We start from the raw sequence: 12,551 nt of genomic DNA, 5'->3' as shown, positions 1-12,551 counted from the left end.
AATTACAGCCTAGAGTTTAAACGCGAAGCCGTCGCTCTGAAAAAAAACTGGGGGTGAATTGCTGTCAGGCTGCTATAGAAATCGGTATGAATCCGAATTTACTCAGTTGGTGGAGGCGGGAAGCATAGCCATCCTCTGACGAAGCCTTCAAAGGCTCAGGTAATCATCGCGATGAAGAAGAAAAGCTCGGAGGGTATTGAGGAGCGACTAAGATTGCTTGACCAGTAAATCAATGGCGCTAAAGAAATCTACTAACGTACGCTTGCAAAATACCCAAGGAAAGGGCTGGCTAGAGACCATATTATGGATGCTATGATGTGTTTGTTTATCGCTAATACGCTTGATGGCGAGAGAGGGATACTTCCCGAAATAATTGATAGGGATAGCAAAGGTACTGAAATGGCGATGCATTTTTAGATACCCTCTAAGTAAGAGACAAGATAGGAGGGTCTTACATCCTGTGAGGAGAAATGAAAACAGTGAGTTTGAATAAAGCACAAGAATAAAATTGGCAATAAGGAGGTTGAGATATGGAATTTTGGTTCCCATTCCTTTTCGGGTTTGCTCCGGTTATCGGTTTGGCGCTTTTCTTAAATATTGGAACGAGCAAGAAGCCCTGGAAACTCTTATTTGGCTCATTACTAATTGTTTTACTCGGCTCCAGTTACGCACTAAGTTTTGTTGAGCTTGGGCAACGATATGGACAAGTCATTAATGAGCAAGTAGGTAGTTCACTATTAATTTTTGTTTCAATTATTGGTGGGGCACTCATCAGTTTAGCCCTGAGTGAAATTCGAACTTCCAAGGTTGGTTAGCAGGTAATCGAGAGAAACACCAAACACCAAACACCAAAACCACCAATAGCCCTTTTAAAGATTTTTATCGTTAACCATTAAATTTAAAGTCCATATAAAGTCTTTTATATAAAAACAATTACGTCCTCTAAATAGTCTGCTACACTCTAATTATTAGTTTAAAGCCTATTTAAGGTTCTTTATATGGATTCTGAGCGTGTTTCAGCAATCATTGGTCAGCGAGTCAGGCAGTATCGACTGAACCAGGACTTAACTCAGGAGGACTTAGCTACCTTAGCGAATGTCTCACTGAATGCCGTTAAATCTGCCGAGGGTGGTAAAAGCACCTTACCGACTTATGTCGCCATTCTTCAGGCTTTGGGTCATATCGACAATCTACTGGCCGCATTCCCGGACGAGGGCGTTTCTCCTGTGCAACTACTCAAAAGTAGCACCAAACAGAAGAAACGAGCGAGCGGTAAAACACGTGTGAAACCTGCTGACAATGAGGAGCTGGACTGGTGATTAATACCATTGAAGTTCGCTACAAAGGCGAGCCTGTCGGTGCCTTAAGTTATAACAAGGGCGACACGGCGGCGCGGTTCGAGTACTTATCTGAATTTGTCGAAAAAGACATTCCGCTGGCGCCTTTAACCATGCCCGCCGAGAAAGGAAGAATTTACTCCTTTCCGGGGTTAAATTGGGATACCTTCAGAGGCCTGCCGGGTATGCTGGCGGATTCTTTGCCCGACGACTTTGGTAATGCGGTACTGAACCAATGGGTTGCGCAACAGCCTGATCGCACCGAGCCTCTGAGCCCGCTTGAGCGGCTTCAGTATACCGGCGAGCGGGGGATGGGCGCTCTTGAGTATCACCCTGCGCGTAAGAATCAAACCAACGCAAAAAATAAAGATATAGAGCTTGAGAGCTTAATGAGACTAGCGCAGGAAGTACTGGATGCACGAAAGGGATTTCGTCAGCGAACACACTTTGACGACGCGGCAGACAAAGAAATGATGCAGGCCTTATTAGCGGTTGGCACCAGCGCCGGTGGCGCAAGGCCGAAAGCGGTGCTGGCGTTTAATAAGGACTTTAGTCAGGTTCGTTCAGGGCAGGGGCTTGTGCCCGAAGGCTTTGAGCATTACTTGCTGAAGTTTGACGGAGTAAAGGAGCGCGACCCTTCTCAGCAAACCTTTGGCGACCCGCTCGGTTACGGTGCCATGGAGTATGTGTATTACTTAATGGCCACGCAAGCCGGCATTCATATGATGCCATGCCACCTGCTGGATGAAGGCAACCGACGCCATTTTGTGACCAAGCGCTTTGACAGAATAGGCAATGAGAAAAGGCATATTCAAACGCTTACGGCTATTAAGCACGTGAACTATCATGACATTGGTGCGTTTTCTTATGAAGAGCTGTTTCAGGTTGCCCGCCAGCTAAGGTTGCCACGGGCGGACGCTATAGACTTGTTTCGCCGTATGGTCTTTAACCATGTAGCGACCAACCACGATGATCACTCTAAGAACTTTGGTTTTATGCTGGAGGACAAGCAATGGCGGTTAAGCCCGGCTTACGACGTTGCCTTTAGCTACAAACCCGGAAACCCCTGGGTAGAGCAGCACTGGATGTCTTTAAATGGCAAGCGCAGCGGGCATACTCGTGCTGACTTTTATGCGCTGGCGGACGTTCAGCTCCCGCGGGTAGAGCGCAAAGAAATAGATGCAATTATTGATGGTGTGATAAACGCGGTGTCTCAGTGGCGGGAGTTAGCCACTGAACATGAGGTGCCTAAAGCGCTTGCCGATTCAATAGAGGGTCATCTCAGGCTGAAAGATTTTGCCTGATAGGCGTTTATCGAAAATTGCGCCCAGTGTCGGCTTTTCGATTATTCTGACCATACTGCGTATTCGTTGCCGCTAGGGCAAGTAAATTGAAAGCGTCGACCACCGGGAAAATCAAATATAGGTTTGAGGATTTTACCGCCTGCATCCTCGACACTTTTCAGGCTTTGCTCAAGGTCTTTGCTGTATAAAACCACCAGCGCACTGCCGCTCGACGTTTGAGCAACTAAGTCGGATTGGTAAAAGCCGCCATCAATTCCGGCATTTTGAATAGCAGCGTATTCTGGACCGTAGTCCACAAACTCCCAGCCAAAAGCTTGCTGAAAGAAGCGCTTGGTTGCTTCAAGGCTCCGCGCCGGAAGTTCTATGTAATTAATTTTAGTTAAGTTCATGGTGTGCCTCGCATAGGGCTTTTTGAGAAACGATTTTACCTTTAGTCCTAGTTTAACCTAACGCTCATTTTTATCAGTATTATTGCTCATTTATTGTTGTATCGGCTAATTAACTCATTTAATGTCAGATACATAATAAATAATTAAAGTTAGATATTGCGCACGGGTTATAGCGTAAATGAGCATGCGCAGTATATAAATGGTAAGTTTTTGGGAGACATGGATGATTATCAGGAAGATGGAAGAGAAGGACCTTGAAGCTGTAAGTGCAATTTGCAGGGATTCTTTTTCACAGTCTGTTGCAGGCACATTGTCTGATGAGGGGATTACAACCTTTTTGAGTATCGCTGCGCGCGATGCATTCCTCGATAGAATGAAAGGCGATAACTTGATGTTGGTTGCTCAGAACAATGAAAATGTCGAAGGTGTCATCGAGTTAAAGTAAGGTCGCCATGTTGCGATGCTTTTTATTCGTCCGGAATCCCAGAAAAGTGGGATTGGAAGAAAGCTGCTTATATCCGCCTTGAATCATGCGAGAGTTGAAACTGTTACCGTCAGCGCGTCGCTATCTTCAGTGACCGCTTATGAAAATTATGGGTTTGAGTGCAGTGGCGAAGTGGGCGAATCGGCAGGCTTGGTTTATCAGCCTATGGTGCTCAAACTTAACAAGGCAATGCACGCGACAAGCGCGTGATTGCGGCGTTAGTTTCACAAGGAAAGTTTGTGCGAATATTTAAAATTCTTTTATCTGTTTTTATATTGCTTCTTTTTGCGTCTTTTATCTTCTTTAAAAAGGGGGCGATAGCATGCGAAATGATCGGGCAGACACATTTTTCTCAGACTTCAACAAACCTCTATGTTGATGACAGCCTCGACGAAGCACAGAAATCGAACTTGGTAGAAGCAATAGATGATGCAATCGAAAGAGTGTCAAATGTTTATGGTAAGCCTATATCTTCACCAAGAATCATTGCTACAACTAAGAATAAGTACTCCAGTTTTGGCTTTAATCCAACGGGTATGCAAACATCAGGGTTCTTTAGAGAGTGCATATTTCTAGGTCCTAAGGGGCTTAACACGGACGTGATAGCGCATGAATTTGTTCATGCAGAGGTGAGGCACAGAACTGACCTTTTTGCAGAGCTTACGCAATTGCCAGCCTGGTTTATTGAAGGAACAGGTATTAAAGTTGACTATCGCAAACCTTTTTTACTTGAAAATATAGAGATAACAGAGGACGACCTGGCAAAAGTTAAATCCATTTTTTTTCTAAGCGACTTTCCAAATACAAGTGTTAAATACTACCAAGCATCAAGAGTAGCTGTTGAACCAATGCATACTAAAAGTTTGTACTCAGGATTGGAAAGGTTAAACAACGGAGAGAAGTTTGAAGTGGTATTTGGGTTGTGAGACTAACAACGCTACTACGGAAAATTTATTCGCTGAGGCTCCTGTATTTCCGCAGAACGCGGCGTTATATTTCACCAGTAGTCAGCGTTAATGGGTAATTGGGATGGTGCAATATTTCGCAGTATCGGGTGGGTTCTACTTCTCGGGCTGGGCTACGCTTCAGGCTCTAATATTTAGGTTCTATGTGTTTAAATCAAAAAAATATAACAATAGGCTGGAATGAATAGCAAAATAGCGCGCGCCAACAAAGCGTTAGAAGAATCAGGAGTTCTGATCAAACTCAACGCATATTCGCCGGAAGTTGTTAGTACGATATTTGTTTCTCTGGATACGAGAGAAAGCGACATCGATATCGTTTGTACGTACCAGGAACAAGAAGCGTTTATTGAGACATTTGAATCGGCATATTCCGGCTATGAAGCTTACAGCATGCGCCCACGCAAAGATCACGCTTTAGGTCAGTTTCACTGTAACCAATTTTTAATTGAAGTCTATGCGTCAAAAACGCCATTGGAGTCGCAGGCTGCATTTCGCCATTATCAAGTGATGAAACGCCTTGTAAAAATCGGGGGCAATGAGTTCATCGACAGGATACGGCAACTTAAAGAAAGCGGTCTCAAAACAGAACCTGCTATTTGTCGGGTTATGGGAATTCCTGGAGACCCCTACGCTGCAGTTCTTGAACTGGAGAACTGGTCTGAAAAGGAGCTTAACAAGTTGCTTAATTTGGCTCAGGCATCTCTTTAGCCGAGCGTTGGTTCTTCCCACAGATACCTTGCTTGCTTTCAAGTCCTATTGTACTCTTTGATGTACATTAAAAAGTACTGAGGTGATTTCCATGTCAAGGGTTCGAGTAGATGAAGATATCCGCCCTCTGTCTGAATTTCGTGCAGGGGTAGCCACATTCGTAAAGCAGCTTCATGAAACCCGTCGCCCTATGGTGCTGACACAAAGAGGTCGAGGCGTTGCAGTGCTGGTGGATGTTCACGAATATGAGAAGATGCAACAACGTCTGGAAATACTAGAAGAGGTGTACAAGGCGGAAGAACAGATTGCTTCCGGGAATGGTATTTCGCATGAAGATGCGAAGGCTCGGGTTTTGAGTAGGCTTGCTCAATGAAGATTATCTGGTCCCCGCTTGCGCTGGAGCGTGTAGAGGACATTGCTTGGTATATTGCAGAAGATAATCCGGCGGCTGCGGTACATTGGGTTGATGATTTATTTGCCACGGTTGAGCGGTTAGCTGATTTTCCTAAAAGTGGACGCATGGTTCCTGAGGTGGGCTCATCTCGCATCAGGGAGCTGATATTTGGATCGTATCGGGTTATTTACAGCATCAAAGATCAGGTTGATGTTCTGACTGTGCGTCGTAGTAGTCAGCTATTGCGAATGTCCGAGCTTGGTGAGGAGTAAATGGGATGAAAATCGACGATATTGGCTCTAACTCCGATTACGCGGAAGAAGCGTTTACCTTTGAACAAACTGGCGAGTTATCCGGTGACGTTGTACTTGAGTTTGGCGCGCCCTGGTGTGGACATTGTCAGGCGGCAAGTTCTGCGATAAAAGAAGCAGTAACTGAATATTCAGGGCTACGTCATATTAAAATATACGACGGCAAGGGCAAACCACTGGGACGTGCGTTCAAGGTAAAGCTTTGGCCGACTTTGATACTCCTGCACAATGGCAATGAAGTGGCTCGTTTAGTGAGGCCATTAAAGACTGATGAGGTTCGTGAATTCATTTCGAATATGTGATTTATATACATATCATATATTCAGGAGCTGCTATGGGAATTGTCAAAATTGACGACGAACTGCATGGGGAAATTCGCAAGGCTAGTTCGGTTATGGTTCGCTCTATTAAAGAACGGGGGAGCACTTTCTAAATTGGCTCCCCCAGGAGCATGGTTGCGGCCGTATTCTGAACCACAGCGGACCCTTTTTGGGTGCTTACATCAGTTTGTTGTGAAACGTCGTAGGCGATGCTTGCACCTTCTCTTACCTGAGCTTCCCGTTCCATTTGGTCGGTGACCACGCTGGCAAATTTCACAACCCTATTATGAAACGACTAATAATTTTGACAGCTCTGGCCTCTTTATTGCTCGCTGGTTGCGGGCATTACAACTATGCCGTAAAGCGGGATGGGTCACCTGTTCCCTATAAAAATAAGTATGCTGACAATGATGGCAACCAGTACGAGTTTTACAGCACTCGTTATAAAGTAAACGCAGGCAGTCGATTTAGCGATTTGGTCGAGATTACGCATTTGAACGATGTGTACAATAGTCATTAAGGAACGCCGGAATCGACCTGGAGAAAATCATTTTTAAGCTTCAATTTGAGTGATGAGTCCGGCGTAGAGGTGATACCCGAGTCGGTGCTTCTGGAGCACTACTCCGAATCTGGTGAGCTTTTCAAACCGTTAAAGGTTGAGTCGACGGTATCTAAATGCGCGGGTAAGTTGGGGGCCGGGAGTCTGTCGTTCTGCACTACGAAAAAGGCATGCCTGAAAAGCTCCTGGAAAAAGTCAGTTTTAAGCTCATCATTAATGGAAAAGAAAAGACGGTGTCTTATACGCTTCCACTGGAGTACAAATATCAATATTCGTTTAGGGATGTCATGATGGGAGTTTAAGCAACAGCTTAACTTCGAGCCCTTCCGGTTGATTACGTAAGTTAATGCTACCGCCGTGAGCTTCAACAATATCTCGGCACAGTGTTAAGCCAATGCCTGAGCCGTTGACTTTAGTGCTGTAAAAGGGGATGAGAGCATGTTCAAGTTGCTGGCGGTGAATTGACTGGATGCGGGAACTCTGTTCAAAACTCAGCTTATCGCGAGCCTGTTAGGCATTTATCATGCGACTGTAAGATCAAGCTTCTGAACCTTATCTAAACTTAAGTTTTTTCCAGCATGCCATAAATCGTACGCATCCTGCATCGCTAGCCAACTCTCCGGGCTTCTGCCTAAAGCTTTCGATAAACGCAACGCCATTTCAGGGCTTATGCCACTTTGGCATTTTAAAACTCTGTTTAAAGTGGATGGAGAAACATTTAACTTTGTAGCTAAATACCGGCAACTCAAGCCAAAAGGCTGCATATAGGTTGCTAGAATAAATTCACCTGGGTGAGCGGGGTCAAACATAATAGACATCAGTGATAAGTTTTGATCATGAGCTCTTAGTGTAGCGTGTTGCGCAACGTTGTCAATTTGTGGTTTCTTTGTATTTTTTGCATACGCACCGTGTCTAAAAGCTTATTCACCCTCCACAACCTCCCTAATTAGTAAAAAGCTGGCAAAGCGTGGTACACCATTATTGGTGTAGCCGTGGTACTTATAGGTAATAATACTGCCGACAGGCGGAGGGTTTGCGCGTTCAGCGTCGGTGAATCCGGTGCCAATAGAAAACTCAATGCCTTGCTGATTACGCACGCGCAGCGCACCGAGCATATCTGTATATTTGCCTTTGCCCGGTAAATGCGCAATTACCTCGGCCTCTTCGTCGAAATAGGGTTTTAATTTTAATAAAGCGTCACTTCTGCCGGATTGATGAAGCGCTGTAGCTAAGTGCAGCATCAGGCCTTCTGCACCATGCTCAACCATAGCTTTCAGGTGTTCGCTTAACTCATGATTGGAATGAAACCGCTGTTGTTGTACTGCTTTAATATGTTCAGCGTTTACTTGATCAATTAACTTTGAGTAGTTTTTGTATCGTTCCTCAAAAGGTAGCTGGGCGTCAGGCATATCAAACACCATATACTTCACTTGCCGCCAACGGCTGTGCTTTGGTTTTTGGGTGCGCACAATAGAGCTTAGCACCTCAAAGTTTTGACGTTTTGTCCACAGTTCACCGTCAAGCCAAACGGCGGGTAGTGGTGCAGTAAACCATTCCGGAGCCGATATCAGGTTGCCTTGTCGGGTCAGTAGTTGCGAGCCTGTCCAAATGGCCCGGATACCATCGTATTTTTCACTTACTAAGTAATTGCTAATGGGAATGGTTGTGTCCTTTTCATACACTTTTGCCAGTTGGGTTTGCGTTGCAGTCTGCAACGCGGCTGCGGGGAAGGTACAAAAGGCAGCGATAAAAAATACCACTAAATAAACAAGATGAACTCTAGAGAGTTTTGGCATCCTTGCCTCTTATTTTGGACTGAGTTGCAGCGCGTCTGCGCCTAGTGTCATAAAGAGACTAGCATTGCTTACTAAAGTTGGCAGCGTGGCAATGTCGTATTATGAACTAAGCGAAATGGCTATTGTTTTTACAATGCAGAGACAGCCAGAAAAGACAGAAGTGCGGCCATGCAGGGAAACAGCAAAAACCACTGCGGGCGCAGTAATATACCGAGCGCTGTGCTGACATAAAACAACAGCCATAATGCCCATTGTTGCTCTGTAAAAATACCCGCTAGCAGGATAAGCAACACGCCTGCCAGCGCTTTAATAAAAGCATAAATCATGCTTTTACCCAGCTGTACTGACTGGCTCTCCGGCAAACAGCCCAGATACAAGTGATAGTGTTTTCTAAGAGCCTGAGTTCCGAATAAACTACTTGCTAATAACAGTGCACTGACAAAGCTGACCAGGTTTAGAAGGTATGGCTGCGTTTCGGGTGCTATTTGAGAAACGCTAAGGCGAGTGATGGCTATGAGCAGCAGCAAAGTCACCAGTCTTAACTTCTCGCCGTTGGGGGAGGCGATGTCGGCTTGTAAAAGCTGCCGAAACAGTCCTTTCGGCCATTTCCCGAGTGTTATTGAGAAGCTTGGTATAAAACGCTCAACCAGAATTGCGGCGCTCCACAGTATCAGCCACTCGGGTTTGGTTAATTCCCAGGGTAATGCAAAAGCAAGAAATGGAAAAAGCAGTAAGCTAAACCAGGGGAGTCTGTTGTTAACGGCAAAAAAACCGTAATAAGCAGCGATGACCACGACACCCGTTAACGGGATAAGCTCATACCAAAGCTGGTCGTCGCCGGATAGGAGTCTGCCGCTTTGCTGAAATAAAACAATAAGCAGCAGTATTAATGGCCCGAGTATAAAAAAGTTTGCTCCGTACAGTATTAACCCCAGATTACTGAAGGATTTGACGAGCGGCTTGGTCGGTAACGAGTTGATATAAAGCTGATAGTGGGTGGCGCAAATACCGTCCCGCTGAAAACTCATCCAGCTATACAGTAATAATAAATAGCCCCATAGGGTGTTCAGATAAACCGATGCGCTGGTTTCCGGGCTGGCCATAATGCCTATCGACAAAAGCGGCAGCATAATAAGTGCCGGCAGGGCGAGAGGAAACAATGCCACCAGTCCCATGCTAATTTGTCTCAGGCTGTCCAACCACTGCTTCAGAGACTCATGGTAAATTCTGATTCGAAATAACCAGTAACTCACACCGCACCATCAATGATATTTTCCAGAGCGATGTACTGCACGTCGGTATTGTCCGCAAATACAACCTCATGGCTGGCGACAATAATCTGACCCGGATAATTGCTCAAAACTTTTTCCAGTACCGCGCGGGTTTGGTCATCAAGTCCATTACCGGGTTCATCCAGTAGTAGTAACTCCGGCTGGTGCATCAAGGCGGTAATTAAACTCAGCTTTTTATAATTACCCAGCGAGAGGTTTGACACTTTGGTTGCCAGGTACGGCTCCAGCCCAAACTCGCTAATCCAGTTGCTAGCAGGGCAGTTAAATTGCAGCGCGTGAAATTTAAGTAACTCCTTCACCGTCATAAATGCTGGCAAGGCAATCTTGCTGGCGCTTATGCCTATGTTCTTTTTACTACTTGCCAGAAGAACATTTTGCTTCTGGTAGGTAACTTCCCCTTCTCGCGGGGAGATAAGCCCTGCCGCTAATAAAAGCAGAGTGGTTTTGCCAATGCCATTGGGGCCGGTAATGCAAACGCGGGGCGCATCAACAGTTAAGGATAAATGACGGAAAATACACCGATGCCCGTTAAACTGACTGACCTTGTGGAAAACTAACAACTGCTGAGGTTCCTTATCTGATGAATGGTTTATGTTTTTGTTATAGAGACTTAACTTTATACCATTGATGACCAGCGGGGAAAATAAGTCTTAGGCATTTGCAAACCGCTTTTCGCATTACATTATGAGTCAAATACGCAAAAACAGCGTATAAGAAGGTGTAATTCGCAAAACGGTGGTTGTAATGTCAGAGCAAAGTTCGAAATTGGTGATTTTCTTCGATGGTGGATGTCCGTTGTGCGTGAAAGAAATGCGGCATTTAAGGAAACTGGATGAACAAAGAAAGATTCAGTTTGAAAACATTAACGAGCCGGATTTTAATCAGCGTTACCCTGCGGTAGACGTTGCTAAGGCTAACCAGTATTTACACGGGCAGACCCGTTCCGGTGAAATGATTTATGGTCTGGATGTAACCTATGCGGCCTGGTCGCAGGTGGGGAAAGGCTGGATGATCGCGCCTTTACGCTGGCCTGTCATTCGGTGGTTTGCCGATAAAGCCTACTTATTTTTCGCGCGTTACCGCAACCGCATTTCCAAGCTATTAACAGGTAAAGAACGCTGCTCGCAGTGCTCGATTGACTGATGTACTCTAGCTGGAAAAATGATAACAAGAGTACTTTCAATATGAAAAAACAATATCTGGCATTATTGTTGGCGCCAATAATGAGCGTGGCAGCCGATGATCCACCAAAAAAAGTTAGTGCACAAGAGTTTGTGAATTTACAGCAGGGAGAAACCGCCCATGAAGGCTTTCGCCGTGCTCACGCAAAAGGTATTTGCCTTAGTGGTGAGTTTCGTTCAAACGGACAGTTAGCCAGCTATTCAAAAACGACACTATTTGAAACGGGTTCCATGCCTTTTATCGGGCGTTTTTCTGTTGCAGGGAATAATCCAACAGCGCCTGACTTAAAAGCACCGGTAAGGAGTTTAGCTCTGAGCTTTGCCATGAGTTCGACCGAGCAATGGCGTATTGCAATGAATACGCCGCCAGTTATGGCGGTTAAAGATCCGCATACTTTTTATCAGCAAATTCAGGCGATTCAGGCCGGCCCTAAAGCAATACAAGCATTTTTTGCCGAACACCCTGAGAGCCGCGACTTTTTAAACTGGAAAGCCCAATACCAACCCAGCGGAAGTTTTGCTGCTGAGACTTATAACAGCATTAACGCGTTTTATTTGGTGAATTCAAACGGTGAAAAGCAAGCCGTACGCTGGACTATGCAACCGACGGTTTCAGTTTCTGCTGACAACTTAGAGGGTGTGGATGCTCTGCACGACGAAATTACCAACCGGGTAGCGGAAGACAATGTCGTTTTTGACTGGGTTTTTACTTTGGCAAATGGAGAAGATGACGAGAACAATCCAGCAAAGGCATGGCCGGACAGACGTGAGCAGATTACGGCGGGGCAAATTGTTATTACCGGGGTAACGCCGCAGTTACAGGGCGAATGCCATAGTATAAATTACGACCCACTGGTGCTGCCAACCGGTATTGAAGCAACCCGTGACCCCATACTCCGTGCCAGGTCTGCTGCTTATGCTGAGTCTTATAGGCGCAGAGCAAAAGAAGCGTTAATGGGCGAGCTGGAGGAGCAGGGTAATGAGTAACACACAACAGTTTTCCTTGTCGATGCGGCTGTTTCACTGGGCCATGGCGGCTTTGGTTATTTCTATGCTGGCGGCTGGTTTATTGATGGTTCGCTCTTTGGAGCCTTGGCAGTTAAGCATTTTAACCGTGCACAAAGCCTTTGGTGTTGTGGCTGCCGTACTGGTTATTGCGCGTTTAGTTAATCGTTTGTTCCATCAAATTCCGGCATTACCCGGTGACTTATCAAGCTTGCAGACATTTGTCGCCAAGGCTTCTCACTGGCTGCTTTATTTGCTGTTGTTCGCCATGCCAATTTCAGGGTACTTAATGCAGTACTTTGCCGGGCGGCCAATTGATGTATTTGGCTGGTTCCGCTTACCGGCGGCGCTTACTGTCGATATTGAGAACTATGCTGTATTCCGGGAACTGCACGGCTGGCTGGCAATAGCACTTATGGCATTGGTTGCTTTGCACGTTGCTGCGGCCTTGCATCATCACTTTATCCGCAAGGACAAGGTTCTGAAAAGTATGCTTTAGTAGGTTA

Annotated in this window: 21 protein-coding genes and 1 pseudogene; 15 read left to right on the top strand and 7 right to left on the bottom strand. The window is 45.6% G+C overall.

All coding sequences use genetic code 11. The annotated features are described in order from the left end of the window. Positions 1–530: 530 nt before the first annotated feature. From U0358_RS10605 to U0358_RS10595, 3 genes are all read left to right on the top strand, one after another. Positions 531–815 (top strand): hypothetical protein, encoded by a 285-nt coding sequence (locus tag U0358_RS10605; protein ID WP_322406229.1) that lies wholly within the window; start codon positions 531–533, stop codon positions 813–815. A 183-nt stretch (positions 816–998) separates the two neighbouring features. After that, complete coding sequence (locus U0358_RS10600; RefSeq protein ID WP_287796225.1) at positions 999–1,319, top strand: helix-turn-helix domain-containing protein; 321 nt, start codon at positions 999–1,001, stop codon at positions 1,317–1,319. After that, positions 1,316–2,641 (top strand): type II toxin-antitoxin system HipA family toxin, encoded by a 1,326-nt coding sequence (locus U0358_RS10595; protein ID WP_322406228.1) that lies wholly within the window; start codon positions 1,316–1,318, stop codon positions 2,639–2,641. Before U0358_RS10600 ends, U0358_RS10595 begins: the two co-directional genes overlap by 4 nt. Before the next feature lie 41 nt (positions 2,642–2,682). On the opposite strand, the gene U0358_RS10590 is transcribed toward U0358_RS10595, so the two are convergent. Further along, positions 2,683–3,030, bottom strand: a complete 348-nt coding sequence (locus U0358_RS10590; protein WP_322406227.1) for a VOC family protein — start codon at positions 3,028–3,030, stop codon at positions 2,683–2,685. A gap of 223 nt (positions 3,031–3,253) precedes the next feature. Between U0358_RS10590 and U0358_RS10585 the strand changes: the two genes are divergently transcribed. From U0358_RS10585 to U0358_RS10550, 8 genes and pseudogenes are all read left to right on the top strand, one after another. Continuing rightward, on the top strand, positions 3,254–3,475 hold the full coding sequence (locus U0358_RS10585) for a hypothetical protein (protein ID WP_322406226.1): 222 nt from the start codon (positions 3,254–3,256) through the stop codon (positions 3,473–3,475). Between the two features lie 15 nt (positions 3,476–3,490). Continuing rightward, positions 3,491–3,724, top strand: a complete 234-nt coding sequence (locus tag U0358_RS10580; RefSeq protein ID WP_322406224.1) for a GNAT family N-acetyltransferase — start codon at positions 3,491–3,493, stop codon at positions 3,722–3,724. A 29-nt stretch (positions 3,725–3,753) separates the two neighbouring features. Next, entirely contained in the window at positions 3,754–4,440 is a 687-nt protein-coding gene (locus U0358_RS10575; RefSeq protein WP_322406223.1) for a hypothetical protein, read from the top strand. Between the two features lie 219 nt (positions 4,441–4,659). Then, positions 4,660–5,187: a DUF4269 domain-containing protein gene (locus U0358_RS10570; protein WP_322406222.1), complete on the top strand. Its 528-nt coding sequence runs from the start codon at positions 4,660–4,662 to the stop codon at positions 5,185–5,187. Between the two features lie 91 nt (positions 5,188–5,278). Further along, positions 5,279–5,560, top strand: coding sequence for a type II toxin-antitoxin system Phd/YefM family antitoxin (locus U0358_RS10565; protein WP_317497347.1), 282 nt, complete (start codon positions 5,279–5,281; stop codon positions 5,558–5,560). Next, positions 5,557–5,853, top strand: a complete 297-nt coding sequence (locus U0358_RS10560; RefSeq protein ID WP_114982225.1) for a type II toxin-antitoxin system RelE/ParE family toxin — start codon at positions 5,557–5,559, stop codon at positions 5,851–5,853. Before U0358_RS10565 ends, U0358_RS10560 begins: the two co-directional genes overlap by 4 nt. 5 nt (positions 5,854–5,858) lie before the next feature. Next, the gene (locus tag U0358_RS10555; RefSeq protein WP_322406221.1) at positions 5,859–6,194 is read left to right on the top strand and encodes a thioredoxin family protein; all 336 of its coding nucleotides are present in this window, start codon (positions 5,859–5,861) and stop codon (positions 6,192–6,194) included. Between the two features lie 32 nt (positions 6,195–6,226). Further along, a pseudogene (locus U0358_RS10550) lies at positions 6,227–6,301 on the top strand (TA system antitoxin ParD family protein); the annotation flags it as partial. Between the two features lie 20 nt (positions 6,302–6,321). On the opposite strand, the gene U0358_RS10545 reads toward U0358_RS10550, so the two are convergent. Next, a complete protein-coding gene (locus tag U0358_RS10545) occupies positions 6,322–6,489 on the bottom strand; it encodes a hypothetical protein (RefSeq protein ID WP_322406220.1) in 168 nt (55 codons plus the stop codon). A gap of 452 nt (positions 6,490–6,941) precedes the next feature. Between U0358_RS10545 and U0358_RS10540 the strand changes: the two genes are divergently transcribed. Next, a complete protein-coding gene (locus tag U0358_RS10540; RefSeq protein ID WP_322406219.1) occupies positions 6,942–7,073 on the top strand; it encodes a hypothetical protein in 132 nt (43 codons plus the stop codon). Here U0358_RS10540 and U0358_RS10535 read toward each other — a convergent pair. The 5 genes from U0358_RS10535 to U0358_RS10515 all read right to left on the bottom strand — a co-directional run bounded on the left by U0358_RS10535 (position 7,057) and on the right by U0358_RS10515 (position 10,419). Beyond that, the gene (locus tag U0358_RS10535; protein ID WP_253619252.1) at positions 7,057–7,203 is read right to left on the bottom strand and encodes an ATP-binding protein; all 147 of its coding nucleotides are present in this window, start codon (positions 7,201–7,203) and stop codon (positions 7,057–7,059) included. The two genes, U0358_RS10540 and U0358_RS10535, sit on opposite strands and share 17 nt — an antisense overlap. 89 nt (positions 7,204–7,292) lie before the next feature. Continuing rightward, the gene (locus U0358_RS10530; RefSeq protein WP_253618867.1) at positions 7,293–7,589 is read right to left on the bottom strand and encodes a HigA family addiction module antitoxin; all 297 of its coding nucleotides are present in this window, start codon (positions 7,587–7,589) and stop codon (positions 7,293–7,295) included. Between the two features lie 102 nt (positions 7,590–7,691). Beyond that, positions 7,692–8,567, bottom strand: coding sequence for a DNA ligase (locus U0358_RS10525; protein ID WP_322406218.1), 876 nt, complete (start codon positions 8,565–8,567; stop codon positions 7,692–7,694). A 128-nt stretch (positions 8,568–8,695) separates the two neighbouring features. Continuing rightward, the gene (locus tag U0358_RS10520) at positions 8,696–9,820 is read right to left on the bottom strand and encodes a DUF6136 family protein (protein ID WP_322406217.1); all 1,125 of its coding nucleotides are present in this window, start codon (positions 9,818–9,820) and stop codon (positions 8,696–8,698) included. Then, positions 9,817–10,419, bottom strand: coding sequence for an ABC transporter ATP-binding protein (locus U0358_RS10515; protein ID WP_322406216.1), 603 nt, complete (start codon positions 10,417–10,419; stop codon positions 9,817–9,819). Before U0358_RS10515 ends, U0358_RS10520 begins: the two co-directional genes overlap by 4 nt. A 184-nt stretch (positions 10,420–10,603) precedes the next feature. On the opposite strand from U0358_RS10515, the gene U0358_RS10510 reads away from it, so the two are divergent. Genes U0358_RS10510 through U0358_RS10500 form a run of 3 tightly spaced genes read left to right on the top strand, consistent with a single transcriptional unit; the run spans position 10,604 to position 12,544 of the window. Further along, complete coding sequence (locus tag U0358_RS10510) at positions 10,604–11,002, top strand: thiol-disulfide oxidoreductase DCC family protein (RefSeq protein ID WP_317497339.1); 399 nt, start codon at positions 10,604–10,606, stop codon at positions 11,000–11,002. Positions 11,003–11,043: 41 nt separating this feature from the next. Continuing rightward, positions 11,044–12,027, top strand: a complete 984-nt coding sequence (locus U0358_RS10505; RefSeq protein ID WP_322406215.1) for a catalase family peroxidase — start codon at positions 11,044–11,046, stop codon at positions 12,025–12,027. Beyond that, a complete protein-coding gene (locus U0358_RS10500; RefSeq protein ID WP_322406214.1) occupies positions 12,020–12,544 on the top strand; it encodes a cytochrome b in 525 nt (174 codons plus the stop codon). The genes U0358_RS10505 and U0358_RS10500 overlap by 8 nt, the downstream gene beginning before the upstream one ends. Positions 12,545–12,551: the final 7 nt, after the last annotated feature.

The organism is Idiomarina sp. PL1-037, assembly GCF_034422975.1.
Taxonomy (GTDB): domain Bacteria; phylum Pseudomonadota; class Gammaproteobacteria; order Enterobacterales; family Alteromonadaceae; genus Idiomarina.
This window is presented reverse-complemented; position numbering and strand designations above follow the sequence as displayed.